The organism is Pseudomonas sp. JAI111, from assembly GCF_024809425.1.
In the GTDB taxonomy this organism is placed as follows: Bacteria; Pseudomonadota; Gammaproteobacteria; order Pseudomonadales; family Pseudomonadaceae; genus Aquipseudomonas.
In genome coordinates this window covers 40,775-65,305 of sequence record NZ_JANUCB010000015.1, presented here as the reverse complement: position 1 = coordinate 65,305, position 24,531 = coordinate 40,775, and the positions used below count along the sequence as shown (strand labels likewise).

General features: G+C 55.3%; 22 protein-coding genes and 1 tRNA gene. 8 read left to right on the top strand and 15 right to left on the bottom strand.

What is annotated here, in order from left to right; genetic code table 11:
• The first annotated feature begins 7 nt into the window (after window positions 1-7).
• Complete coding sequence (gene fabI, locus HNR03_RS30400) at window positions 8-802, top strand: enoyl-ACP reductase FabI (protein WP_259157942.1); 795 nt, start codon at window positions 8-10, stop codon at window positions 800-802.
• 61 nt (window positions 803-863) lie between these two features.
• On the opposite strand, the gene HNR03_RS30395 is transcribed toward fabI, so the two are convergent.
• On the bottom strand, window positions 864-1,535 hold the full coding sequence (locus HNR03_RS30395) for a Bax inhibitor-1/YccA family protein (RefSeq protein WP_222586338.1): 672 nt from the start codon (window positions 1,533-1,535) through the stop codon (window positions 864-866).
• A 123-nt stretch (window positions 1,536-1,658) separates the two neighbouring features.
• Here HNR03_RS30395 and HNR03_RS30390 point away from each other — a divergent pair.
• Both HNR03_RS30390 and HNR03_RS30385 read left to right on the top strand, forming a co-directional pair.
• Window positions 1,659-1,746 (top strand) — tRNA-Ser (locus HNR03_RS30390).
• A 352-nt stretch (window positions 1,747-2,098) separates the two neighbouring features.
• The gene (locus tag HNR03_RS30385; RefSeq protein WP_259157939.1) at window positions 2,099-3,394 is read left to right on the top strand and encodes an NRAMP family divalent metal transporter; all 1,296 of its coding nucleotides are present in this window, start codon (window positions 2,099-2,101) and stop codon (window positions 3,392-3,394) included.
• A 124-nt stretch (window positions 3,395-3,518) separates the two neighbouring features.
• Here the strand turns inward: HNR03_RS30385 and HNR03_RS30380 are convergent, their stop codons facing one another.
• The 9 genes from HNR03_RS30380 to HNR03_RS30340 all read right to left on the bottom strand — a co-directional run bounded on the left by HNR03_RS30380 (window position 3,519) and on the right by HNR03_RS30340 (window position 13,249).
• Window positions 3,519-3,734: a hypothetical protein gene (locus HNR03_RS30380; RefSeq protein WP_090183215.1), complete on the bottom strand. Its 216-nt coding sequence runs from the start codon at window positions 3,732-3,734 to the stop codon at window positions 3,519-3,521.
• A 181-nt stretch (window positions 3,735-3,915) separates the two neighbouring features.
• A complete protein-coding gene (locus tag HNR03_RS30375) occupies window positions 3,916-4,851 on the bottom strand; it encodes a Ppx/GppA family phosphatase (RefSeq protein ID WP_259157936.1) in 936 nt (311 codons plus the stop codon).
• A 181-nt stretch (window positions 4,852-5,032) separates the two neighbouring features.
• The gene (locus HNR03_RS30370) at window positions 5,033-6,451 is read right to left on the bottom strand and encodes an aldehyde dehydrogenase family protein (RefSeq protein ID WP_259157935.1); all 1,419 of its coding nucleotides are present in this window, start codon (window positions 6,449-6,451) and stop codon (window positions 5,033-5,035) included.
• 13 nt (window positions 6,452-6,464) lie between these two features.
• On the bottom strand, window positions 6,465-7,505 hold the full coding sequence (locus HNR03_RS30365; protein ID WP_259157934.1) for a homoserine dehydrogenase: 1,041 nt from the start codon (window positions 7,503-7,505) through the stop codon (window positions 6,465-6,467).
• 114 nt (window positions 7,506-7,619) lie between these two features.
• Complete coding sequence (locus tag HNR03_RS30360) at window positions 7,620-8,057, bottom strand: Lrp/AsnC family transcriptional regulator (protein ID WP_090183197.1); 438 nt, start codon at window positions 8,055-8,057, stop codon at window positions 7,620-7,622.
• Window positions 8,054-9,442, bottom strand: coding sequence for a threonine synthase (gene thrC, locus HNR03_RS30355; protein WP_259157930.1), 1,389 nt, complete (start codon window positions 9,440-9,442; stop codon window positions 8,054-8,056). Before thrC ends, HNR03_RS30360 begins: the two co-directional genes overlap by 4 nt.
• Window positions 9,443-9,460: 18 nt before the next feature.
• Window positions 9,461-10,351 (bottom strand): LysR substrate-binding domain-containing protein, encoded by an 891-nt coding sequence (locus HNR03_RS30350; protein WP_259157929.1) that lies wholly within the window; start codon window positions 10,349-10,351, stop codon window positions 9,461-9,463.
• Between the two features lie 50 nt (window positions 10,352-10,401).
• Window positions 10,402-11,841, bottom strand: a complete 1,440-nt coding sequence (locus tag HNR03_RS30345; protein ID WP_259157928.1) for an amino acid permease — start codon at window positions 11,839-11,841, stop codon at window positions 10,402-10,404.
• Window positions 11,842-11,980: 139 nt separating this feature from the next.
• Window positions 11,981-13,249 (bottom strand): cystathionine gamma-synthase family protein, encoded by a 1,269-nt coding sequence (locus HNR03_RS30340; RefSeq protein ID WP_259157926.1) that lies wholly within the window; start codon window positions 13,247-13,249, stop codon window positions 11,981-11,983.
• Window positions 13,250-13,471: 222 nt separating this feature from the next.
• Here HNR03_RS30340 and HNR03_RS30335 point away from each other — a divergent pair, with 222 nt between their 5' ends.
• The 4 genes from HNR03_RS30335 to HNR03_RS30320 all read left to right on the top strand — a co-directional run bounded on the left by HNR03_RS30335 (window position 13,472) and on the right by HNR03_RS30320 (window position 19,033).
• The gene (locus HNR03_RS30335) at window positions 13,472-15,331 is read left to right on the top strand and encodes an ABC transporter ATP-binding protein (protein WP_259157925.1); all 1,860 of its coding nucleotides are present in this window, start codon (window positions 13,472-13,474) and stop codon (window positions 15,329-15,331) included.
• A 144-nt stretch (window positions 15,332-15,475) separates the two neighbouring features.
• Window positions 15,476-15,727: a hypothetical protein gene (locus HNR03_RS30330; protein ID WP_259157923.1), complete on the top strand. Its 252-nt coding sequence runs from the start codon at window positions 15,476-15,478 to the stop codon at window positions 15,725-15,727.
• A 277-nt stretch (window positions 15,728-16,004) separates the two neighbouring features.
• Window positions 16,005-16,526 carry an arsenate reductase (azurin) small subunit gene (locus HNR03_RS30325; RefSeq protein WP_259157918.1) on the top strand — a complete coding sequence of 174 codons (522 nt, stop codon included), beginning with the start codon at window positions 16,005-16,007 and terminating at the stop codon, window positions 16,524-16,526.
• Window positions 16,527-16,537: 11 nt separating this feature from the next.
• Entirely contained in the window at window positions 16,538-19,033 is a 2,496-nt protein-coding gene (locus HNR03_RS30320; protein ID WP_259157916.1) for an arsenate reductase (azurin) large subunit, read from the top strand.
• A gap of 227 nt (window positions 19,034-19,260) precedes the next feature.
• Here HNR03_RS30320 and HNR03_RS30315 read toward each other — a convergent pair whose 3' ends face one another.
• The 3 genes from HNR03_RS30315 to HNR03_RS30310 form a co-directional block, all read right to left on the bottom strand.
• Window positions 19,261-19,719 carry a hemerythrin domain-containing protein gene (locus tag HNR03_RS30315; RefSeq protein WP_259157915.1) on the bottom strand — a complete coding sequence of 153 codons (459 nt, stop codon included), beginning with the start codon at window positions 19,717-19,719 and terminating at the stop codon, window positions 19,261-19,263.
• A gap of 418 nt (window positions 19,720-20,137) precedes the next feature.
• The gene (locus HNR03_RS32075) at window positions 20,138-20,371 is read right to left on the bottom strand and encodes a DUF2798 domain-containing protein (protein ID WP_405046100.1); all 234 of its coding nucleotides are present in this window, start codon (window positions 20,369-20,371) and stop codon (window positions 20,138-20,140) included.
• A gap of 57 nt (window positions 20,372-20,428) precedes the next feature.
• Complete coding sequence (locus HNR03_RS30310) at window positions 20,429-21,148, bottom strand: cysteine hydrolase (protein ID WP_259157913.1); 720 nt, start codon at window positions 21,146-21,148, stop codon at window positions 20,429-20,431.
• 153 nt (window positions 21,149-21,301) lie between these two features.
• Between HNR03_RS30310 and HNR03_RS30305 the strand changes: the two genes are divergently transcribed.
• Window positions 21,302-22,198 carry an AraC family transcriptional regulator gene (locus tag HNR03_RS30305; protein WP_259157911.1) on the top strand — a complete coding sequence of 299 codons (897 nt, stop codon included), beginning with the start codon at window positions 21,302-21,304 and terminating at the stop codon, window positions 22,196-22,198.
• Window positions 22,199-22,287: 89 nt separating this feature from the next.
• Here HNR03_RS30305 and arsJ read toward each other — a convergent pair whose 3' ends face one another.
• Both arsJ and HNR03_RS30295 read right to left on the bottom strand, forming a co-directional pair.
• On the bottom strand, window positions 22,288-23,508 hold the full coding sequence (gene arsJ / locus HNR03_RS30300) for an organoarsenical effux MFS transporter ArsJ (protein ID WP_259157908.1): 1,221 nt from the start codon (window positions 23,506-23,508) through the stop codon (window positions 22,288-22,290).
• A gap of 9 nt (window positions 23,509-23,517) precedes the next feature.
• On the bottom strand, window positions 23,518-24,522 hold the full coding sequence (locus HNR03_RS30295) for an ArsJ-associated glyceraldehyde-3-phosphate dehydrogenase (protein ID WP_259157906.1): 1,005 nt from the start codon (window positions 24,520-24,522) through the stop codon (window positions 23,518-23,520).
• Window positions 24,523-24,531 lie beyond the last annotated feature (9 nt).

The following is a 24,531-nucleotide window of genomic DNA, read 5'->3' as shown; positions in this document are numbered from 1 at the left end:
GCAACACATGGGTTTTCTCGCCGGTAAGCGCGTACTGATCGTCGGTGTCGCCAGCAAGCTGTCCATCGCATCCGGCATCGCTGCCGCCATGCATCGCGAGGGCGCTGAGCTTGCCTTCACTTATCAGAACGACAAACTCAAGGGTCGTGTCGAAGAGTTCGCACAGAGCTGGGGTTCCAACCCTGACCTGTGCTTCCCGTGCGACGTGGCCAGCGATGAAGAGATCGCCAAGGTTTTCGTTGAACTGGGCAAGAAGTGGGACGGCCTGGACTGCATCGTGCACTCCGTCGGCTTCGCCCCGGGCGACCAACTGGACGGCGACTTCACCGAAGCCACCACCCGTGAAGGTTTCCGCATCGCTCACGACATCAGCGCCTACAGCTTCGTGGCCCTGGCCAAGGCTGGTCGCGAAATGATGAAAGGCCGCAACGGCAGCCTGCTGACCCTGTCGTACCTGGGCGCAGAGCGCACCATGCCTAACTACAACGTGATGGGCATGGCCAAGGCTTCCCTGGAAGCTGGCGTACGTTACCTGGCCGGCTCCCTGGGCCCGGAAGGCACCCGCGTCAACTGCGTATCGGCTGGGCCGATCCGCACCCTCGCGGCTTCCGGCATCAAGAACTTCCGCAAAATGCTGGCGGCCAACGAAGCGCAAACCCCGCTGCGTCGTAACGTCACCATCGACGAAGTCGGCAACGCCGGCGCCTTCCTGTGCTCGGACCTGGCGTCCGGCATCAGCGGCGAAATCATGTACGTAGACGGTGGTTTCAACACCACTGCAATGGGTAGCCTGGAAGAGTGATCTTTCGCTAGCCGATAAAAAACCCGCCTAGGCGGGTTTTTTATTAACTCAAAGCTGGCGATCAATCATCGCGGCTCATGATGCCGAACAGCTGCAACAAGCTGATGAACAGGTTGTAGATCGATACATACAGGCTGATGGTCGCCATGATGTAGTTGCGCTCGCCGCCCTGAATGATGGCACTGGTCTGGAACAGAATGCAGACCGAGGAGAACAGCACAAAACCTGCGCTGATCGCCAGTTGCAGGCCGCTGATCTTGAAGAAGAAGCTTGCCAGCGTCGCACCCAGCAACACGAAGAAGCCAGCGGTGATGAAACCACCGAGGAAGCTCATGTCCTTGCGGGTAATCAGCACGTAAGCCGACAGGCCACCGAATACCAGCGCGGTCATCGCGAAGGCCGAACTGACCACTTCAGCGCCGCCCTGCATGCCCAGGTAGCGGTTGAGGATCGGGCCGAGCAGGAAACCCATGAAACCGGTCAAGGCAAATGCCGACACCAGGCCCCAGGCCGAATCACGGAGTTTGTTGGTGAGGAAGAAAAGGCCGTAGAAGCCGATCAGCACCACGAACACGTTCGGGTAACCGACACGCATCTGCTGAGCGACGAACGCCATCACGCCGCTGAATGCGAGGGTGAGGGCAAGCAAGCCGTATGTGTTGCGCAGGACGCGGCTAACCTCTAGCTGCTCAGCCTGCACGCTGTTATTAACTGCGTAATCCTGTTCGCGCATGGCGACACTCCTGTTGGTTTGAAACGTTCAGTCGCAAAGATCATAACAGACGCTCTGTAACAAGCTATGCAGAGAGTTTGACAGTGTGTTTCATTCAGGTATTATGGCGCCCGCAACGCAAACGGAGGTGTGGCCGAGTGGTTTAAGGCAACGGTCTTGAAAACCGTCGACTGTAACAGGTCCATGAGTTCGAATCCCATCGCCTCCGCCATCTTTATACGACAAAGCCCTGATTATTCAGGGCTTTGTCGTTTCTGGGGTTTGGCATAGGCAATACCCCTCGGAATGTGTTCCATAACTCGCCAGGTTCCCCCTCTCCGACGTCCTGCCGATCGTTAAAAATCCTTCATGTAACGCGATCCTGCGCTGTCCTCCAGCAGAGGATTTGCGACGTCCAATCCAGACCTCCTCCCTTCCCTGCTTTTCAAGATCAACGAAAACCAACTCGCCCTCGACGCAGCGGTATGACTACCCCACATAGGTCACAAAACAGTCCGGAACTCCCGTTAAAGGCCCCAAGTCAAAACTTAGGTGCGGCACCCAGTGCCCCTGAGACATAAAAAATGAACAAGAAAGAACTCGCAGGCACGCCTTCGGTTGTTGCCCATCGCTCGTGGATAAGAAAACTGGGGCCTGGCCTTATCACGGGCGCGGCGGATGATGATCCAAGCGGTATAGCGACCTATTCGCAAGCTGGCGCGCAGTTTGGCTTTAATACACTCTGGACCTTGTTTTTCACCTTCCCCCTGATGGTCGGCATTCAGATCATCAGCGCCAAAATAGGCCGCGTCAGCGGGCATGGGCTCGCGACCAATATCCGCCGCCATTACCCCAAGCCTTTTTTGTTTGTCATCGTTGCGCTGTTGTTGCTCGCCAACACCATCAATATTGCTGCGGATATTGCCGCGATGGGCAGCGCAATGAAACTGCTGATCGGTGGCTCCGCACATCTCTACGCGGTCGGCTTTGGTGCGATTTCACTGCTGCTGCAAGTGTTCATTCCATACAAACGCTATGTGAGGGTACTTAAATGGCTGACACTCGTGTTGCTGGCGTATGTGGGCACTGTGTTCGCGGTGCATATCCCCTGGGGCCAGGTCGCGCGCCAGACCGTATGGCCGCAGCTGTCCTGGAAACCAGAATACGTAACCATGGTGGTGGCCATTTTTGGCACCACCATCAGCCCCTACCTTTTTTTCTGGCAGGCATCGCAGGAAGTTGAAGACATGGCCGCCTCCCCCAGCGCCCGGCCACTGATTGATGCGCCCGTCCAGGCACGAAGCAGCTTCAGTCGCATTCAAGTGGACACGATCGTGGGTATGGGCTTTTCTAACATCATTGCTTTTTTCATCATGTTGACCACGGCCGTCACACTCAATATGCATGGTGTCACAGACATTCAAACATCCTCCCAAGCGGCCAGTGCCTTGCGGCCGATTGCAGGGGAGTTCGCTTTTTGGTTGTTCAGTGGGGGCATCATCGGCACCGGAATGTTAGCGGTCCCTGTGCTGGCCGGCTCGGCCGCTTATGCAGTGTCCGGCACATTCAAATGGGACAATAGCCTGGCCGCCAAGCCAAAAGCGGACAAGGCGTTTTACGGCATTATCAGCGCGGCAACCATGGTGGGTGTGGTGATTTGCTTTGCGCCGATTGACCCTATTAAAGCGCTGTTCTGGAGCGCCGTAATCAATTGTGTGATCGCGGTACCTATCATGTTCATCATGATGTTGATGGCGTCGCGCAAGGACATCATGGGCACGTTCGTCATTCACCCTGGGCTGCGAACATTGGGCTGGTGCTGTTCAATCGCAATGGCGCTTGTGGTGATCGCGATGTTCTGGGGCTTCATGGCGATGTAGAGCATCTTTCTGGCGATACCCCATTCGCCGATTCAGGAGCCAGTCGAAGAAGCACACCAGATCACTATCAGCTTCCGTGAAATCGACTGTATGCATAAGGACCAAGAAACGTCACCGAGACCGGTCACGCGAGCTTTATGGCTCCGCCCTGGATATCGTCACGCGCCATTCGTAAGTCAATAGCGTCCTGGTTAAGTCGGTGAATCATATTGAGCAACCGTTGGCGTAGCACTTCGTCTTGGAGTTGCTCTGCTGCGCGCATCATATCGAGCGCGGCTGCCTCATTGTTAGTGGCGACCGAGTCGAGCAGTTTGCGCAGGCTTCTTGATGGTCGGTTCATCTCCAACCTCCTGGATTTCAATGAGGCGAATCATAAGGCTGGAATGTTTCGTAAGTATTTCAGCTGCACGAACTGGCTGGGATCTTCGGCTCCGGCTCATTTGGTGTTAGCTGGAGGGGCAACCTGAGGGGTCGATTACCCTTGTAGCAACCGGTCATCAATGGCGAACCGTGGATTCGCATCAGTGTTTACTCATCAAACCATGCAGAACGCCGAACCTCAGCCCCGGTTCGGAAGGCGTCATATGCGAGACACCAAACACCTTGAATGCCGCCAGCATAAGCACCAAGCCTCCAGGCAAGATGCTTTGACGATGCGTTTGCAAACCCGCCAGGCAGAGCTGTTTGACATGCCCCACTTCAAGCAGGCGCAACGACAGGCGCAACAAGCCGCTGTAGGTGATGCCGACTTCGTCAGAGTCGTTCAACCCGTTGGCCTTGAGGACTTTGGCCAGCATCCGTGCGGTGCCTGAAGAGCCAATCACCTGCTGCCAACCCAGCGCGCGATAACGCCGCGCTACTTTTTCAAACTGAACAGTGGCTGCACGCTCCGCCTCCAGCAGCGCCTGAGCCGTGATACAGCCCCCTTGAAAATAGCGGGCGCCGAACGTGCCGCTGCCGATGGCAATACTCTCGGTCATCAGGGGCCGAGCGCCCTGCCCCAGAATCAATTCAGTGGAGCCGCCACCGATATCCACGACCAGTCGCCGGTTTTCGGTACCTGGGACCGTATGGGCAACACCGGCGTACACCAGCCTTGCCTCTTCGTGCCCGGAGATCACGTCGATCCGAAACCCAAGGTGGCGCTCGGCGCTGGCCAAAAACAGTTGCGCATTGTCGGCTTCGCGCACGGCACTGGTCGCCACCGCCCGCACTCGCCCGGCCTCGAAGCCGCGTAACTTTTTGCCAAATCGCGCGAGCGCTTGCCATCCCCGATCCAAAGCCAACTCGTCCAGCGCTCCACCTTCAAACCCCTCCGTCAAACGGACGGGTTCACGCAAGGTTTTCACTTCCTGGATCATGAACCCCTGACGCCGTCTGACTGACTGGCCGATGATCATGCGAAACGCATTGGAACCAAGATCAATGGCTGCAAATAGAGAAGCGTCTCCTTTCATGGGGGATTCCTTGCAAGCTGAGCGCGCTAGGCGGTTTGCGAGGATCTTGCCATGGGGTCGATGACGCTAAGATGACACCCGCGACCCTTTACGGACGAGCAGTGTCGAGAAAAAACATCGGGTGTCACGGGACGAGCGATTTCACCCGATGTAAAGGTCGACGGCAGTGAGTTATGAAGGCTCATCCCATTTCGTTGATGCAGACCACTTTGGGTTGCGTCATGTCCTCATAGGCGAACCGAACACCTTCTCGCCCCAGACTTCCGTACTTGAAGCCACCGAAAGGCATGGCATCAAAACGATAATCGGAAGAGTCATTGATCATCACCCCACCGGCTTCAATTTGCCGCGCCAATTTCAAGGCCTTGGAAAGATCACGTGTGAACAGTCCCGCATGCAGGCTGTACTCCGTTTCGTTGGCCAGTGCGACGGCATCTTCCAGATGATCAAAAGGCTCCAGGATAACCACCGGCGCGAAGACTTCCTGCTGCCAAATCCGACTGTCATGGCTTACACGCTCCAGCACGGTCGGCGAATAGCTTCCCGCTTGGCGATGGTGTCCGCATAGGAGAAGAGCACCCTCGGCCAGCGCTTCATTCACCAATTGTTCGGTGCGACGAGCCGCTTGCTCCGTAATCATCGGGCCAACATCCGTTGCTCGCTGATCAGGATCGCCAGTTACCAATGCACGCGCCTGGCTGACAAAACGCTCACGGAAATTCTCGTAGATTGAACTATGTATGAGGATACGCTGCGTGCCGATGCAGTTCTGTCCTGCTGCCCAGAAGGCACCCGATACACAAGACTCTACGGTCGGTTCAAGGTCACAGTCTTCAAGCACGAGAACCGGAGCATTTCCCCCTAGATCCATGGCCAGCTTCTTCAAGCCTGCACTTCGAGCAATGGACTCTCCAGTGGCAAAACCACCCGTGAAGGAAATCATCCGGACTTCTCGCAGCTCAACCAATGCCTTACCCAGATCGACGCCCCCGGTGGCCGGAATTACCACACACGGAGGCAGACCCGCCTCCACCAGGCACTCAACCAGCTTAAGAGCAGACAGCGGTGCGAGCTCTGAAGGTTTCAGGATCACAGCATTGCCACCGGCGATGGCCGGGCCCAGTTTATGGGCAACCAAGTTCAGCGGGTCGTTGTATGGGGTGATCGCGACAATAAGCCCCAATGGTTCGCGAGTGAACCAGCCTTGCCGCGATTCGGAGCCTTCATATGCCTCAAATGGAATCACTTCCCCAGCGTTGCGACGAGCCTCTTCCGCCGATAGCTTCAGCGTATTCACACAACGCTTCACTTCCTTCTCTGCTTGTCGCAGCGTTTTTCCCGCCTCTGCAACAATGAGTTTGGCAAACTCTTCAGCCTTGAGCTCTACACGACGGGCGGTTTCCTCAAGGATACGTGCACGAAGGTGACGAGGCATTGCCGCACTCTCACGCACGCCCATTCGCGCACGCTCCAGCAAGCCAGGAACATCGGTTGCATCGAGGCACGGTACGCTTCCCACCAGGCGACCATCGAATGGACTGAACACATCAATCTGTTTGGCATCAACAAGCTGGATACTGGCCATGCTGGGTACGCTCATGACTACTCTCCTGTTACTTGCCGTGGGTGGTGTGGATGGCGACGATGTCTGACAGCAACGCAAAGGCAGTCTCGATACGTCCTGCTCCAGGGCCGGATACAGTGACGGCACCCAGCAGACCAGTGTTGAACGACACCGCGTTCGTGGCACCGGAAATTCCTGCAAGAGGATGCGAATTCGGCAGCAGTCGTGCCTCCACACTCGCTCGAACCGAGCCATCAACTTCGCGATTTGCAGATCCGATCAGCTTCCAACTTGCACCGTTGGCACTTGCTTGAGCGATGTCTTCCGGACTGATGCTACTGATACCTGAACAAGCCACATCGCTAACGCTCAATCGCGCATCGAGCAGTTCGTTGGCGAGGATCACCACTTTGAGGCGGACGTCAAACCCCTCCACATCGGCAGTTGGGTCGGCCTCGGCATAGCCGAGCTGTTGAGCCTGAGCGACTGCGTCGTTGAAATCCAGGCCGTCCTTCATGCGGGTCAGCACGTAGTTGGAAGTCCCGTTCAGGATGCCTTCAAAGCCTTGAACCCCTACACCTGCCAGAGCCTGTCTTGCCAGACGAATCACAGGTGTACCGCTCATAACCGAACCCTCGTACTCGAAGGCAACACCGTTACGACGGGCCAAATCCTTTAGCTCAGCGCCGTGCAGTGCAATCGGCCCCTTATTAGTGGTTACAACATGGATGCCGCTTTCCAGCGCCCAACGGCAAAACGTCGTAGCGGGCTCACCATCGACCGGGTTGGTGAAGGTGGCTTCAGCAATCATGTCAGCACCTGAATGCTTGATCACGGTTTCATTGAAGGCCTCGACATTGCCGCCAGGCAGTTGAGCGAAAGCACCTTTTTCAACGGGCAGGTCAACCAACTGCTTTGCATCCAGACCGTCTTTAGCAACGATGGAGCCGAGGAAGAGATCGGTGACACCGACAATTTTGATAGTGAAGCCCAGGGACTCTTTCCACTCGGCATTACGATTGGCGACCAATTGGGCGAAGCCACGGTTCACGCCACCAAACCCTACCAAGGCAATTTTGTACTCAGTCATAAAAGCTGTTCCTTTTATTGATGTTGTTCGACAGGAACATCCTAAGAGCCGAGCTTTGGCAGTTGAATATGGCAGTCTGCTGTATTAGTTGGGCATTTTGCCCAAGCACGATTTTTAAAACACTGCTGAAAGAACGAACGATGTCAGGGTGTTTTCCACTCCCGGCATGGCCGCGATTTCCTTCCACACGAGATGGACACGTTCAGGTGTAGCTGCATTCACGCGCAGCATTAAATCGAACTCACCACTGAGTACTTCACACTGCACGACTTCGGGAATGGAGCGCAGCGCAGCCAGTACTTCTTCGCCACGCATGCGGTCGTAGCGGTAGACAAAGATCACCGCGCTGATAAGCGACGTAGGCCGCCGCGACTCACCAAGAATTACCGTATAGCCCGTGATCGCACCGTCGCGCTCAAGACGCTCGATGCGCTGGCGCACGGCATTACGCGACAAGTTGATCTTGGCACCCAGTTCGATATGGGCTATTCGCGCATTAGCGGTAAGTTCGGCCAGTATGCGTTCGTCCAACGGATCCAGAATGCGCTTCATGAAAGCCTCTGCTGCGCCACACGAAGAGCCTGGCACAGCCCCTCAAGATCGTCCTTGGCCAAGTAAGGTGGTTGCGCGCGCACCTCGACAGTGCTCGGAACGCTTGCCTGCCAGACGCCCAGCTCTGCCAACAACGCCGCCGATTTGGCCGGTGCAATTTGCCCGAAGGTGACCATTGGCGCCCCCAGGCTGCGTCGATGAAGCCGGCCAGCCAGTACACCGACAGCGGTGTGAGGATCGATGACCGAGCTTGTCTCTCGGAATAACTCGACCACCTCATCGCGCACTTGGGATTCGTCTACCGCATAGGAATCGAAGAGTACTCGGGCATGCAGCCATTGCTGATTGCCGATGCTCATTTCTCCGCAACTTTCAAAATGCTCCATCAGAGCTTTTGTTGAGCAGCCATCGTGCTCGTAAATCTCCCAAATAAACCGCTCCAGGTTGGAAAACAACGAGAAGTCCATCGCCGGCGATACTGTTCGATTAGTCATTCGGGTGGAGTAGCGATTGCAATGAAAAAACTGGTGCAGGGCATCATTGCTGTTGGTGGAGATGATCACCTGATTGATGGGCAATCCCATTTTCTGCGCAATGTAGCCGGCGTAGATCTCGGCCGAGCTGGCAGCTGGAATGCTAAAGCCAACGGGGCGCGAGCCACCTCCCAGTTGCAACGCCGCGTGGAAGTAAAAAACTATCTGGGCCAGGACGCCAATCCAGTTGGTCGAGTTGAAACAGATCGGAATCACTCCGTCCAACGGCCACTCACGCAAGAGTCGGGAAACCAGCGTCTGGCAATCATCGAAATTACCGTCAACCGGAAACAGCTGAACCCGCTGAGAGTCGGCTGCCTGTAAGGCACTGAGTTGCTCAGGCGCAAGCCCGTCGCGCGGATAAAGTATCGCCATGCGGACGGCCTGTCCGTTAGCAAAGGCTTCAAGCGCAGCGAGGCCGGTATCACCATTAGTTGCACCGACCACCAACGCTTCTTTACCAACCTCCCCCAGAAAATGCTCGACCAGGCGCGACTGCAACTGCGCGGCGAAATCCTTGGAAGAATGAGTCGGCCCATGAAACAGCTGGAGTATCCACTCGTTATGCCCGATCTGCTCAAGCGGCGTAATAGCGCGGTGCTTGAATTGTTGATAACTGTCGCTGAGCAAGGCACGGAGGGTGCTTTCGTCCATGGACGAGCCAACAAAGGGCGAGATTACCCGCCATACCAGCTCATCAAACGGCAGCCATGACCAACTGGTGATTTGTTGCTCAGTGAATACCGGCAAACTGGTTGGGACATACAGGCCACCATCTTCGGCGAGCCCCGACAAAACCACACTGCGAAAGTCCGCCCGCATCTCACCGCCACGTGTGCTTACGTAATCCATGACCACTCCCAATCGGTATTACAAAAGGCGGTGAGCTTGAGCCACCAGCCAAGTAGAAAAATTTGCGGCATCAGGCGATAGCACTTCGGTCTGTTCGTGCACCAAATAAAATGATTCGCTGGCCTCGATTCGGTGACTGAATGGCGCAACCAACTGCCCACTCTTGAGCAAATCCTCGACCACCGAAGACCGTGCCAGCGCAACGCCCTGCCCCAGTTCGGCCATGCGGATCGTGGAAATCAGCGTGTCAAACTGAAGGCCACGGGAATAGTCGACGTCGTCTGCTCCAACTCGCTTCAGCCAGTAACCCCAACCTTCTTCGTACCCCAACACGTGAAGCAGAGAATGGTTCATCAAATCGCGAGGCTCACGTATCGGTGAGCTGGCCATAAGCTCTGGCGAGCAAACGGGTTGGAGGATGTCCCACGTTAATCGCTGAGCGTGCAAGCCCGACCACTCCCCGCATCCCCAACGAATCTCCAGGTCATCCTCTCCGTCCGGCTCCTTCACCCAAAGGTTGCTGATATATCGGATGTCGATTTGGGGATACTCTCGACAAAAATCGGCGAGCCGAGGGGCCAACCAATAGTGAAGGAAGGAAAGGCTGCCACGCACTTTCACATGCCTTCGATTACGCTGACCAAAGATCTCGTTGGTACCCACCGCCAGACGACTGATTGCGTCCTGTACAACTGGCAAGTACGACTGCCCTTCCTCGGTCAAGCCAAGCCCTCGGGGTAAGCGCTTGAACAGCGCCACACCGAGGTGACTTTCTAACTGACGGATCTGCTGACTGACTGCACCTTGAGTCAGGTGCAGTTCCTCTGCTGCATGGGTGAAATTCAAATACCGCGCCGACACTTCGAATGCCCTCAGCCAATTCAAGGGCGGTAGTGATTTTTGACTCATCGGCGCAACCTCATCGGGACTTATCTGTGCTCAATCATCGCCTGAGCTAATCATGCCGCACCAGCGGAATGATGTGCGGCCGCCGCTAACGCCAACCGCTCTTCCCGCTTCTTGCGAGTGATCCAATAAACGAAGTAACACCACGCGATAAACGGGAGACCGAAGTAAAGCGCCACTCGCTGCTCAGGATCAAAAGCAATGCCGACACAGGCGAGCAAGCAACACAACAGAGCACCAATGGGAACCCACGGGTAACCACGCACCCGGAAATGCAGATCTTCAACTCGCCCGCCATTGGCGACGTATTGGCGTCGGAAGGCGATTTGACTCGCGGCGATGCTCATCCACACGACCACCACGGCAAGGCCAGAAATCGACACCAGGGCCAAATACACCGTATCAGGGGCAAGCACACTGCTCAGCAGAGAAGCCGCGGCACCCGCCATACTTAAAATGATCGCGTTAACCGGTGTGCCCCGGCGCGAGAGCCTGGCGTAGCACTTAGGCATATGGCCTTGATCACTTAGCGTCCAAAGCATGCGCGAAGCCGCATACAACCCTGAGTTAGCCGCAGAAATCAGTGCGGTAAGAATGACAAAGTTCATGATGTCAGCGGAGTACGGAATACCGATCAGCTCGAACACCATCACGAATGGACTTTCGATGACGCCGGCCTGCTCGCGGGGCAGCAGGGTCGCAAGGACAAAAATCGTACCCACGAAGAACAGCGCCAAACGTACGACCGTCGTGCGAATCGCCTTGGGAACGCTTGTCTGAGGATCCTGTGCCTCACCTGCCGCAATCCCGATAAGTTCAGTCCCGGAAAATGCGAAGGAGACAGCTAGAAGTGTCATCGCAATGGGCAAGAAACCTGTAGGGAATAGCCCTTCGCGGGTAAAGTTGGAGAGTCCAGCGCCCTGTAAATGCTGTACTTGGAAGAGACCGCAAATAGCCCCGCCGCCAATCACGATAAACGTGATAACAGTCAGAACTTTAATGAGCGAAAGCCAGAATTCAGTCTCCGCAAAAAGACGAACAGATACGACGTTACTTAAAAAGACCGCAATGGCAAAAAACGCGCTCCAGATCCAGACCGGTGTATCAGGGAACCACCGAACCATCAGGATGCCCGCAGCCGTAAATTCAGATCCAATCGCTACTGCCCAAGTGAGCCAGTACAGCCAGGCCACCGTATAGCCCGTACCGGGGCCCAAGTATCGAGTTGCGTAGGTACTGAACGACCCGGTTTCTGGCATCTGTACCGCCAACTCACCGAGACAGACCATTACCAGATACACCATCACCGCACCGATGATGTAGGCGATTACCGCGCCGAGCGGCCCTGCTTGATTAACGGTATAGCCGGAGGTAAGGAATAATCCCGTACCAATTACACCGCCCAACGCCAACATAACAATGTGGCGGGTTTGCATTTCTTTCTTGAAGTTTAATGCTGGATCGGACTGATCATTTTTTGTTTGGATGGTCATCGCTATGTTCTCATGAAATGTTCGGACAAAATTTCTCGTAACCGACTACTCGGCAGCACAATTAAATTGTCGCTAGTTGTTATTGTTTTCACTATTCATGAAGGACTGTCCGATAAAAAACCGGAAGTCTTACCCGAGTTCAGGTTCCCACCTCGGTGAAACGCTCGGTATTTTCAGCGTGGAGGCTTGAATGATTTTGTTTACTGCGAACTAACTCAAATGCTTGTTTAAGATCAGCCAACAAGTCGGCCGTATCTTCAATACCTACAGAGACCCTGACCAAGCCCTCGGAAATCCCAAGTGCCTCGCGTTCCTCCAAGGTGTTTTCCACGTGGCTGGTTGTCCGTGCCGGCCCGTAGATGGTTTCAACCGCTCCCAAGTTACCCGCCCGATGGGCGTACTTAAGCTGCGGTAGCAAACGAGTCACTGTGTCCATTCCCCCCACCAGCACGAAGCTGACGATTGCGCCAAATCCACGCATCTGCGAACGCGCAATGGCATGACCTCGATGTTGAGGCAGTCCCGGATAGTTCACTGACTCAACCAGCGGCTCGGTGCAGAGATACTCAGCCAGTGCTTGCGCGCTCACCTGTTGCTGGCGCAGACGCAAAGCCAAAGTCTTGATGCCCCGGATGATGAGATAAGCGGAGAACGGATCCAGCGAGGCCCCATTAATTTCGCGGTAATGGCGAACTTGAGACATAAGATGCTCATTGCCACAGACCACACCGCCAAGCACATCGCCATGACCCGACAGGAACTTGGTAGCACTGTGCACTACCACATCGACCCCGAGAGCAAGGGGATTCTGGTTCAAGGGCGTTGCGAACGTGTTGTCTGCTATGACCAACGCCCCAATACGCTTCGCCGCCGCCACCAGGCGTCGTATATCCAGAACTTTCAGAGTTGGGTTCGTCGGGGTTTCCAGGTAAAGGACATTGCAGCCTTTGGCGATCTCATGCTCGATGGATTCAGTGTCGAGGGTATCGCAAAGCGCAACCTCGACTCCCATGCGTGGGAGAAACTCTTCAAAGATCTTGTTTGTACCACCGTAGCTGTCGCGGGTAGAAACCACACGCTGACCACAGGACAGGAAGGTATGCAGCACGCCACTGATTGCGGCCATCCCGGTACTGAAAGCGACAGCCGACTCCGCGCTTTCAAGCTCGCATAGTTTGTCTTCCAAGACAGAGACAGTCGGGTTGCTCATGCGGCTGTAAATGAAGCCAGGCTCTTTACCCAATGCCACGTCATACCATTCATCAATGTCACGGTAACCGTAGGCGGCACTGACTACGATGGGCGTTTGGGTAGCGTTGTAGGGATGCTGAACTTGCTCCCCTCCCCAAACCACTCGCGTCCCCAAACCAGCAGTCTGGCTCTGGTAAGGTTTTATCTTGTCGTCCATAAATTTATCTCGCATCGATGAAACACAGAGGTGCTCCGATTGGGCTTGCGATGACTATATGGAAGGCTTGTGCGTGTGAAAAATCATGTTATCTGGGGCTAAGGGGCGTTTTTTTTAATGGATGATCTACAACCCTCAACGGCGTCATACCGTTGAACTGCCAACCCTCAAAGCACTCATTAAGTGGCAGAATCCCTCACATTGATTTTTTCGGAGGCCACAATGCTTCGCGTGTTTGAACAAAGGCTCGACCCATTTCCTCCCGACGAAGCACCGCCGCCGCCTGTTGGCCTGATGCGGTTCCTGTGGGCCTGCACGCGAGGAGCACGTGGCTATATTCTTGCGCTTGCTCTGCTGAGTGCCAGTGTGTCGATTTACGAAGCCTGGTTGTTTTCCTTTCTTGGGCAGGTCGTGGATCTGCTCTCGACATGGCAAGCCGGTAGCGATGCGAACGGGCAAGAAAGTCGAGTGCTGTGGGGGATCGGGATTGTGTTGCTCACCAGCATTGGGCTGGTGGCGCTTCGCACCATGGTGCAGCACCAGGTATTGGCGATTAATCTGCCGTTGCGGCTGCGCTGGGACTTCCACCGACTAATGCTGCGGCAAAGCCTTTCGTTCTTCTCTGATGAGTTCTCCGGCCGGGTCACGACCAAGGTGATGCAGACGGCACTGGCCGTGCGCGAAGTGCTGTTCACCCTGATCGAAATCGCACCCGGTATCGGCGTTTACTTCATTGCGATCATCGCACTGGCCGGCGGCTTTGCCCTGAAACTCATGCTGCCTTTTATTGTGTGGGTCGCGTTGTTCGGGCTGGCCATGCTGTACTTCGTGCCACGCCTGGGGCATGTCGGCCAGGAACAGGCCAATGCGCGATCTTCGATGACGGGGCGTATTTCCGACGCCTACACCAACATCACCACCGTGAAACTGTTCTCGCACTCCAAACGTGAAGCGCACTTCGCGCGCGCGGCGATGGAGGATTTCAAGGACACCGGTTTTCGCCAGATGCGCCTGGTCAGCCAGTTTGAGATCGTCAATCAGGCGCTGGTGGTCGGGCTGATCATCGGAGCCGGCGGCTACGCGCTGTGGCTCTGGCACCAAGGCCAAGTCGGCACGGGGGCCGTGGCGGCGATTACGGCCATGGCGTTGCGCATCAATGGCATGTCGCACTGGATCATGTGGCAAATGACCTCGCTGTTCGAAAACATTGGCACCGTGCAGGATGGCATGGCCACCCTGACCCGTGGCCCCAAGGTGCAGGATGCGCCGAACGCCGGCGTGCTGGTGCCCTCTGGCGGCGCGGTGACGTTTGACAATGTGAGCTTCAGCTACAACGGTGAGCGCCACGTGCTCGATGGCTTGAACCTGAACATCCGCGCAGGCGAAAAGATCGGCCTGGTGGGCCGTTCCGGTGCAGGTAAATCGACTCTGATTAATCTGCTGCTGCGTTTCTATGATATCGACAGCGGTGAGATCCGCATCGATGGGCAAAACATCGCTCAGGTGACACAAGACAGTCTGCGTAGCGCTATCGGCATGGTCACGCAGGACACGTCCTTGTTGCACCGCTCCATTCGCGACAACATCGCTTACGGCCGACCGGACGCAACCGAGGCGCAGATCCGCAGCGCGGCGGCCAATGCGCAAGCCGACGGATTCATAAGCCAACTGAGCGACCGGCAAGGCCATAGCGGCTATGACACCCTGGTGGGCGAGCGCGGCATCAAGCTCTCCGGCGGCCAGCGCCAACGCATCGCCATTGCCCGAGTGATGCTCAAGAACGCCCCGATCCTGTTGCTTGACGAGGCCACCAGCGCCCTGGACTCGGAAGTCGAAGTCGCCATCCAGGAAAACCTCTATGAAATGATGGAGGGCAAAACCGTCATCGCCATCGCCCATCGGCTGTCGACGATTGCGGCCATGGATCGGCTCATTGTCATGGATGAAGGACGCATCATCGAACAAGGAACCCACGCTGAATTGCTGGCAAGAAACGGCACCTACGCACGACTCTGGCAGCATCAAAGTGGTGGCTTTCTCGGCGAGGATGAGGGGTTGGCCGAGGCGATGGATCAGGCATGAGCGTGAATGGTCGCAAGCGGTGATTTGCGAAGGGCTATCCCGGAGCGGTCGCTGCCCTTCCTGACAGGCACGAATCCACAACCCAAACCGGTCAGTCGTGACAGGCAGAAAACGCCCAGGCTGTGAAAAAGCGCGGGCACAGTCTTGAAAACTGCGTTGCTACGTAAAATCTGTCGGCGCGTGGTTGATCAGCAGACCAAAAATTTGCTTCCCATCCTTACAGTCAAACCTGCTCCGCCCACCGGCTTCTTCTGGCCGTTTAATGCGGTTTACGGCAGACAACAATCGGGTAATAGCGCGCTACTCGCAGTGGGAACTGCACATGTATTTCAAGCCCGCGTTTCAGGAAAGCAAGTGACCAGGCTCACCGCCGAATTTAACTTAGTGATCCGTTGAAGGGCAGATCTGCATTGCCGGTTGCTTATTTCATGCGTCGTACCAATCGCCGAGGGTGAACAAAGGTATTTGATTCCGGGAAGCTCTCAGCGACAACAAGCAGATAACCCAGCAACCCGTCAGTCGGAAACGTCGGCGAAATCAGTTACGGACCATGCGATGTTCCACCCGTTTCGACAAAAGAATCGGGCGATCTACTATGCTCAATGAGTTGAAGTTATCTTCGCTTACGACACAGACGGGGCCGACTGCATCGCAAGCGTATGCGGAGGCAGATATGGCATCTATATCCAGAAGACTCTTCTTGAAAGTGGGAGGCGGGGTTGCAGCGAGCGTAGCAATAGGGCTGCCCGAACTCACACAAGCCGCAACACCAAAGCCAACGGTAGAGGGGCGAGTCAATCTCCCCTACCAAATGAAGGCGCTCACCAAAGCTCAGAAATTGCAGGTCAACACGCCAGTCCTGTTTTCCTATCCCGACGCGGCTTCACCTTGCGCATTGATCAAGATGGGTGCTCCCGTTCCGGGTGGTGTCGGCCCGGAGCGCGACATTGTCGCCTTCAGCACGCTATGCACACACATGGGTTGTCCGGTTGCCTACGACCCGGGGCAAAAGGTGTTCAAATGCCCCTGCCACTTCAGCATTTTCGACCCTGAGAATATTGGCCAAATGGTTTCCGGCCAAGCCACCGAGAACTTGCCGAGCATAGTGCTCGAGTACAACCCCAATGACGATTCGGTACGTGCAGTTGCCGTTGAAGGGTTGATCTACGGACGTCAGTCCAACCTCCTTTCATAAGGAGATTAAAAATGGCAACCAACAAAGATCGTATGGCACTGCCGCCGACAGATGCCCAAAAGACCAACCTGACCTGCCACTTCTGCATCGTGGGTTGTGGCTATCACGTGTACAAATGGCCGGAAAATCAGGAAGGTGGACGGGCTCCTGATGAAAATGCGCTCGGGCTCGACTTCCGCAAACAGTTGCCCCCCATGGCCATCATCATGACGCCGGCCATGCAGAACACGATTACCGACAAGGACGGCAAGCGCTACAACATCATGATCGTGCCGGATAAGCAGTGCGAAGTTAATAAAGGGCTCTCGTCCACGCGAGGGGGGCAACTGGCCAAGGTCATGTACAACCCCGATGGCGTAGGCAAGGAGCGCTTACGCAGCCCACGCGTTTATGTGGCTGATCAGTGGGTAGACACCAGTTGGGATGATGCGTTGGCGCTTTACGCCGGGGTGACCAAGAAGATTCTGGACAATGACGGGCCTGCCTCGCTCGCCTTTGACTGCTTCGATCACGGAGGTGCCGGAGGCGGATTCGAGAATACCTGGGGCACCGGCAAGCTGATGTTCACGGCACTGCAAACACCATTGGTACGTATCCACAATCGCCCCGCCTATAACTCCGAGTGCCACGCGACCCGCGAGATGGGCATTGGTGAACTCAACAACAGCTACGAAGACGCGGAGCTGGCTGACGTTATTGTTGCCATCGGCTGCAACTCATACGAAACCCAAACCAATTACTTCCTGGCGCACTGGCTGCCCAATTTACAGGGGCAGACGCTCGACAAACGTAAACAGCGCTTTCCTGGGGAAACCGTTGCTCCAGCCAAGGTGATTTTTGTCGACCCTCGCAGGACACCGACCATCGCTATAGCGGAGCAAGCAGCCGGTAAGGACAACGTGCTTCACCTGGATATCGAACCGGGCACGGATATCGCTCTGTTCAATGGTCTGCTGACCTACGTGGTTGACCAAAAATGGCATGACGAGGAGTTTATCGCGGCCCATACCAAAGCGTTTGACCAGGCACTTCAGGCCAATCGAATGTCGCTTGAAGAAACCAGTCGCGTTACCGGGGTCTCGGTGGACAAGCTCAAGAAAGCGGCCGAATGGGCTTACAAACCCAAGGCCTCTGGCCATCGACCCCATGCCATGCACGCCTACGAAAAAGGGATCATCTGGGGTAATGACAACTACCTCATCCAGTCAGCCTTGGTCGACTTGGTGCTTGCCACCCACAACGTTGGGCGACGTGGTACGGGGGTGGTCCGCATGGGTGGGCATCAAGAGGGTTACACACGCCCTCCTTATCCGGGCAATACCAAGATCTATGTGGATCAGGAGATCATCAACGGCAAGGGAATGATGTACACGGCGTGGGGGGCAAACCCGTTTCAGACCACGCTGAATGCTGAGCAGCATCGTGCGGTCATCCTGAAACGCGCCAGCATTGTCAGGGAGGCCATGGCCAACGTTCGCGGCGGTACTACCGCGCAGATGGTGGATGCGGTCTACGACGCGGTGAAAAACAAAGGCGGGCTTTTCCTCGCCAATATCAACCTCTACCCCACCAAGCTGGCAGAAGCCGCCCATGTGATGTTGCCGGCAACCCATCCGGGTGAGATGAATCTCACCTCGATGAACGGGGAACGGCGGATGCGTCTTTCACAAAAATTCATGGATCCTCCCGGTTCGGCGAAAGCCGATTGCCTGATCGCAGCGGCTATCGCTAACACCCTTCGGCAGATGTATACGGACGAAGGGAAACAAGACATGGCGGCGCGCTTTGCAGGGTTCGACTGGAATAGCGAGGAGGACGCCTTCAATGACGGCTTCCGTATGGCTGGCCAACCCGGCGCGGGTCCAATCGACAGTCAGGGCGGGACCACGGGCAATCTTGTCACCTACGAGCGGCTGAAAGCCATGGGCAACAATGGTGTCCAGTTACCCGCAAAAGAATACCGAGACGACAAACTGATCGGCACCGAAATGCTCTACACCGATTACAAATTCGATACGCCGGACGGCAAAGCAGAGTTCAAGCCAGCAACATGGCCCGGATTGCCGAAACCGGTGGCAGACCAGAAGGAGAAACACCAATTCTGGGTCAACAATGGACGTATCAACGAAGTGTGGCAAACGCTCTACCACGACCAATACAACGATTTTGTACAGCGGCGCGTACCGATGGCTTATCTGGAGATCAATCCCGACGATGCACGGGCGCTGACTATTGAATCTGGAGATGTGGTCGAGGTGTTCAACGATTACGGTTCGTCCTACGCGCTGGCCTATCTGGAGCCTGACATCAAACGGAATCAAACCTTCATGCAGTTCGGCCATTTCAACGGTGTGATGGGTAATCTGACTACGCCATGGACAGACCGCAACGTGGTGCCCTATTACAAAGGAACCTGGGCGAGTATTCGTCGTATCGGGAAGGTGGAAGAGTTCAAAGAAACGATCAGCTTCAAGTCACGCCGGTTTAACGTGATCGCGGTTGGTTAACAGTAAAACTAAACAGATGCCCCGCCCCCCTACCCACCTGGATTGCGTGGTAGGGGGCCGGGTTTCTCGTGGCTATTTCACCTTTTGAATGGACACATCCGTGGCCCGCGACTTTCAAGAATGTCCCATGCGCAGTTGTCGAAACATAGGTGTCGGAACGTAGGCGCAAAGGCGAAGCGACTTCCAACAAGGAGCAATCGATATACGCAGCGCCCGGTAAATTTCAATTACTGCCATTGACGCTTTATGTCCTGCCATTGGTTGTCTGACAGCCACTTATCTGCCGCTGGGAAGAAGATATTTTCTTCAGATTCCATATGATCGTAATATTTCTGGATGAAATCATCGATAGTGTCAGCAATGACTCTTGTGTCCTTTGTTGTACCCTCCAACATTTTCAGCTGTCCAGCAATACGCCCAAATGCCTGATGATCTCGCTCTATATCTTTGACCCGTTGGTGGATCGGTGCCTCAGTGGCTAGCAACGCTCGCCGGATAAGTTCTTCATTTTCATGGTGGTGCCGCTCTGCATCACCATGCAAGGCTTCAAGCATCTCGAACATCAGCTTACCGTCGTCAGCACCATCGGATTCATGCCTCATCTTCCTTAGCAACTCTTTGATCTGACTGATTTTTTTAGCCACATCATGATGATAGGCGTGAAGTTCGTTCAATAAGACGTTCATAACAAACCCTCATCACGACACCAAACAATACAGAAAATTATTCCAGCAGCGTCCAAGAATATCGATACCGTTAAACTTCCTTAGTTTTCAATATTTTGCCAACGCGTTCGCCAGCATTACTTTACTTTTTTAGTATAGGGCGAGCACTAAGCTTTCATCCCGAAAAAATAAGCCGCTTTAGGAAAGAATTGAAATATCAAGCGAGCATTCACACCACCATTCGATCTACGGGATGCCGGTGAACTTTCGTTGAACACTCCTTGGGTGGCTCGGTGGCGAGCCAAATGGCGTCGATGCGAATCATCGCAACAGGTCTCGCGGAAAGGTGGCGCAGGCGGCAGCGCTTTCGGTGTCTCATTTCAATCTGACCGGCTTTAAAATACGTCGAAACAGCGTCTCCTGATTCAGCCGGAGGATCTTAAGAATCCTCTTGCACCACAAGAGACGTCAGCCGCCCTATCAGCGGTGTCGCTATTAACACGAAGGGTACGATCGTTATCCAGGCAATCAACCAGGCTTTGAATCCATACGAAAATAACTGGCTGGCCGAAAGGTTTGATGGACTGGCTATGGCGGTAGCAATAGCGCATGTAATTGCCGATTGAATCACCGCAGAAGTTCGCTGGCGAAATCGCCGATGGAGCTTGGGCATTTCCGGTACTCCCAGACGGCTGCGTCGCAAGTAGCGAGCAGCCGGCTCGTATGGACCTTATTTGGCTTGAAGCAACTCGACAGTTTCCGCCGTCGTCAACAGAGCGTTGGCTATGTAGCGGAAGTTGATCAGAGCGGCCAGATAACCGTCCCCTTCCGGGGTGGTCGGGCCAGCGGTAGCATCACGAACCACAGCCACTTCGAAACCCTGCTCTAGCAATTCACGCAGGTGAGACTCGATGCAAAGGTTGGCCGCCATGCCTGCCAAAATGATCTGCGACACACCGTGCTTGCGCAGTTGCAGCGCCAGGTCGTTGGTTTCCGGTCCGTAGACCTTGTGCGGTGAGGCAATGATAGTTTTGCCGTCGAGGATGTACGGCTTGAACTCGGGCATGAAATCGGCACCGGAGTTTTCAAAACCGTCGAGGGTCAGCGGCCCCTTGCGATCGAACATGCAGATGCTGTGCATGACCTTTTCCAGCGGCCCGCCAAATTGCCATTTGTGGTCGCACGGATAATAGTAATGCGGGGAAACGGCCACGGTAATGCCCGCATCTTTAGCCGCGGCGAACAACTGGCCTAGGTGATTGACCACGTCGTGTTCGACGATGCTCTTGCCGAATACTCCCCAGCTCACACCTTCGGGACTCAGGAAATCGATTTGTGGATCGATGACCACCAGAGCAGTCCGGGAAAGGTCAATTTTCATACCTGGATTTGGCAGCGCAGGGTGGGCTGGATCTGCGTAATGTGCGAGGCGTGGTGTGTCGTTGCTCATGACAATAGACTCCGGTCGTAGGTAAGAAAAGTTGCTCTATGCCATGGCGCCCCATCGGGCCGTTGTTTACCATCGGCGAGAACTTCATCCTATCTCCACGTTCTGATCCGGTTTTGTCAGCACGTACAGAGTCTTTATCTGGTCGTCGCTATCATGGATATCCTGTCCGAATTCTTCGAACGCACGAACCTTCAGGGCAGGCTTTTCTTCTCAGGTCGGGTCGATGGCACTCTTGTCCTTGATAAGCCACCAGGGATGGCGTTTATCCATGTCATCAGTCAGGGCGGTATCGACATGGTTCAGCCTGGGTTGCCAAGGATCTCCATTGCCGAGCCCAGCGTGCTGTTCTGTCCAAGCAGTTGTCGGTATCAGCTGCGCTCCAATACGGTTGAGGGATCTGAGTTAATTTGCGCCTCATTTCAATTTGGACGAAACACACTGCAACCCTTCCCTCTCGGGCTCAAAGAAACACTCATTTTTCCAGTCAGGGAGCTAGTCAATCTAAGCCCGGTGATTGGCGCGTTACTCGCAGAATTCCAGGACCGCAGTGCGGGAAGAACCAAAGCGCTGAACCTGCTGCTGGAATACATATTTGTCCTGATCGTGAGGCGTGCCGTTGCAGACGGGCTGATATCCAGTGGATTGCTCTTTGCCCTTCAGGATGGGCGCCTCGGCGCGGTGTTCAACCAAATCCATTTACGACCGGATGCGCTTTGGAGCGTCGAGAAACTGGCCAGCCTGGCGAACATGTCCAGGTCGAAGTTTTCTGCCTATTTCACCCAGGTTATGGGGATATCGCCAATGGGGTACGTCACCGCATGGAGGATGAAAGTGGCGCAGGACATGCTTCGTGAGGGAGTTCAAATCAAGGTGATTGCTGAGTCAGTCGGCTACAGTTCCCAGGCGTCTTTTTCGAAGAGCTTTCTGAACGTGATTGGTTGCCCTCCAGCTGAGTGGCTGAAACGCGACGCCAATGCAGAACAGCCGTCAGTGACTGCACACGTGCAATCTGCACAAAACCATGCAGAGTCTACGGCCTACGATATTTAATCGGCCGATATCGATTTTTCGCGGTATGCCAATGTCTGCCGTGAGGTCTGTTGTCGCCCCGAGTGAGAGGCAGCAATCGGCTGAAACTGTCACTCATAAGACGCATGACGAGGCAAGGCAATTGAAATCAAAGCCGCAAGCAGAACGAATGCACTCGATATCCATAAGCACGCGCCCAGCCCATACGCCTGATAAACCCAACCGGAAAGCACCGTGCCGATAAGCCGCCCCATGGCATTCGACATGTAATAGAACCCCACGTCCAGCGATACGCCGTCCTCCTTGGCGTAGGACACGATCAAATAACTGTGCAGCGACGAATTCACTGCGAACAACGCGCCAAAGACCATTAATCCTCCGAGCAATACCGCCTGCGGTGACACCCCGGTGTTTAGCCCCAGAGCAATAGCCGCAGGCATAACCGCCAGTACAAGTGCCCACAGAAACGCCGCACGACCATCGGGTACGTGCCCATGTTTCTTACCGGTGATGTTGGGTGCAAAGGACTGCACGATCCCATAGCCAATCACCCAGGCCGCCAGGAAGCCGCCAACCTTCCAGAAGTCCCAGCCGAACACGCTGCTCAGGTACACCGGTAAGGCCACTACAAACCAGACATCGCGGGCGCCGAAAAGGAACATTCGGGCTGCTGAGAGAATATTGATCGCCCGGCTCTTGGAGAGGATGTCGCGAAATTTTGGCTTGGCTTTCGCTTTGCCCAGGTCCTTCTTCAACAGGATCAAGCTGCTGATCCAGATCAGGGCCAGAACACCCGCCATGGCCAGCAAGGCACCTTTGAAGCCGATGAGTGCCAGCAAGGCCCCGCCAAGAAAGAAGCCCACGCCCTTGAGTGCGTTCTTCGAGCCGGTGAGGATCGCCACCCACTTGTATAGCTTGCCCTGTTGCCCATCCGGAACCAGAAGCTTGATGGAGCTTTTGGCGCTCATCTTGTTCAGGTCTTTGGCAATCCCCGACAGCGCCTGAGCGCCCATCACCCATGGGATGGTTAGCCAGGCGACAGGAACCGTCAGCATCAGCAGCGCCGCGACCTGGATGCCCAGCCCGATGTTCATGGTTCGGTTCAGACCCAGCCGGGCGCCGAGGTAGCCACCCACCAGGTTGGTGATCACGCCAAAGAGTTCGTAGAACAGAAACAACGCCGCGATTTGAAGCGGGCTGTAGCCCAATGCGTGAAAGTGCAGCACCACCAACATGCGCAAAGCACCGTCGGTGAGGGTAAAGGCCCAGTAGTTACCCGTGACGAGCAGGTACTGCCGCACTTCGGGAGCGAGGGCTGACAACGCTTTCATGACCGCTCCTTAGATAGCCAGACCGACCATTTTGGCCAGCTCGACGGTACGGTTGGCATAGCCCCATTCGTTGTCGTACCAGGCATAGAGTTTGACCTGCGTGCCGTTGATGACCATGGTCGACAGCGCATCAATGATCGATGAATGCGGGTCTGTACGGTAGTCGATGGACACCAGTGGACGCTCCTCGAAACCGAGGATGTCTTTCAGCTCGTTCTCGGAGGCGTCCTTGAGCAGTTGGTTCACCTCTTCGACCGTGGTGGCTCGCTCGACTTCAAAGACACAGTCGGTCAGCGAAGCGTTGGCCAGCGGCACGCGTACGGCATGACCATTCAGGCGTCCACGCAGCTCCGGGAAAATTTCGGCGATGGCAGTGGCCGAGCCAGTGCTGGTCGGAATCAGACTCATCCCGCAAGCACGCGCCCGGCGCAGATCCTTGTGCGGTTGATCGAGGATACTTTGGGTGTTGGTCAGATCATGAATGGTGGTGATCGAGCCGTGACGAATGCCCAGTTTCTCGTGAATGACTTTCACCACGGGCGCCAGACAGTTGGTCGTGCATGAAGCGGCGGTAACGATACGATGTTCGGCCGGTTTGAATAACAGGTGGTTGACACCCATGACGATGTTCAACGCGCCCTTCTCTTTCACTGGCGCACTGACCACCACGCGCTTCACGCCTTGGTCGAGGTAAGCCTGAAGCACCGCGACGGTCTTCATCTTGCCGCTCGCCTCAATCACCAGATCGCAGCCCGACCAATCAGTGTCGGCAATCGCCTTGTTGGCCGTCACCTTGATTCGTTTGCCGTCGATGACGATGCTGTCGCCCTCGGAGTCAGCCTGGTAACTCCAACGACCATGTACCGAGTCGAAGTTCAGCAGGTGCGCATGGGTCGCCGCATCTCCTGCCGGATCATTGATCTGCACGAATTCGAATTCTGGCCAGTTCCAGGCGGCTCGCAGCGCGAGGCGACCAATCCGTCCAAAACCATTGATGCCAACTTTGATAGTCATGTTGTTTTG

Coding starts and splice junctions, on each gene's coding strand:
- fabI (WP_259157942.1), top strand. CDS start 8: ATGGGTTTTCTCGCCGGTAAGCGCGTACTGATCGTCGGTGTCGCCAGC.
- HNR03_RS30395 (WP_222586338.1), bottom strand. CDS start 1,535: ATGCGCGAACAGGATTACGCAGTTAATAACAGCGTGCAGGCTGAGCAG.
- HNR03_RS30385 (WP_259157939.1), top strand. CDS start 2,099: ATGAACAAGAAAGAACTCGCAGGCACGCCTTCGGTTGTTGCCCATCGC.
- HNR03_RS30380 (WP_090183215.1), bottom strand. CDS start 3,734: ATGAACCGACCATCAAGAAGCCTGCGCAAACTGCTCGACTCGGTCGCC.
- HNR03_RS30375 (WP_259157936.1), bottom strand. CDS start 4,851: ATGAAAGGAGACGCTTCTCTATTTGCAGCCATTGATCTTGGTTCCAAT.
- HNR03_RS30370 (WP_259157935.1), bottom strand. CDS start 6,451: ATGAGCGTACCCAGCATGGCCAGTATCCAGCTTGTTGATGCCAAACAG.
- HNR03_RS30365 (WP_259157934.1), bottom strand. CDS start 7,505: ATGACTGAGTACAAAATTGCCTTGGTAGGGTTTGGTGGCGTGAACCGT.
- HNR03_RS30360 (WP_090183197.1), bottom strand. CDS start 8,057: ATGAAGCGCATTCTGGATCCGTTGGACGAACGCATACTGGCCGAACTT.
- thrC (WP_259157930.1), bottom strand. CDS start 9,442: ATGGATTACGTAAGCACACGTGGCGGTGAGATGCGGGCGGACTTTCGC.
- HNR03_RS30350 (WP_259157929.1), bottom strand. CDS start 10,351: ATGAGTCAAAAATCACTACCGCCCTTGAATTGGCTGAGGGCATTCGAA.
- HNR03_RS30345 (WP_259157928.1), bottom strand. CDS start 11,841: ATGACCATCCAAACAAAAAATGATCAGTCCGATCCAGCATTAAACTTC.
- HNR03_RS30340 (WP_259157926.1), bottom strand. CDS start 13,249: ATGGACGACAAGATAAAACCTTACCAGAGCCAGACTGCTGGTTTGGGG.
- HNR03_RS30335 (WP_259157925.1), top strand. CDS start 13,472: ATGCTTCGCGTGTTTGAACAAAGGCTCGACCCATTTCCTCCCGACGAA.
- HNR03_RS30325 (WP_259157918.1), top strand. CDS start 16,005: ATGGCATCTATATCCAGAAGACTCTTCTTGAAAGTGGGAGGCGGGGTT.
- HNR03_RS30320 (WP_259157916.1), top strand. CDS start 16,538: ATGGCAACCAACAAAGATCGTATGGCACTGCCGCCGACAGATGCCCAA.
- HNR03_RS30315 (WP_259157915.1), bottom strand. CDS start 19,719: ATGAACGTCTTATTGAACGAACTTCACGCCTATCATCATGATGTGGCT.
- HNR03_RS32075 (WP_405046100.1), bottom strand. CDS start 20,371: ATGCCCAAGCTCCATCGGCGATTTCGCCAGCGAACTTCTGCGGTGATT.
- HNR03_RS30310 (WP_259157913.1), bottom strand. CDS start 21,148: ATGAGCAACGACACACCACGCCTCGCACATTACGCAGATCCAGCCCAC.
- HNR03_RS30305 (WP_259157911.1), top strand. CDS start 21,302: ATGGATATCCTGTCCGAATTCTTCGAACGCACGAACCTTCAGGGCAGG.
- arsJ (WP_259157908.1), bottom strand. CDS start 23,508: ATGAAAGCGTTGTCAGCCCTCGCTCCCGAAGTGCGGCAGTACCTGCTC.
- HNR03_RS30295 (WP_259157906.1), bottom strand. CDS start 24,522: ATGACTATCAAAGTTGGCATCAATGGTTTTGGACGGATTGGTCGCCTC.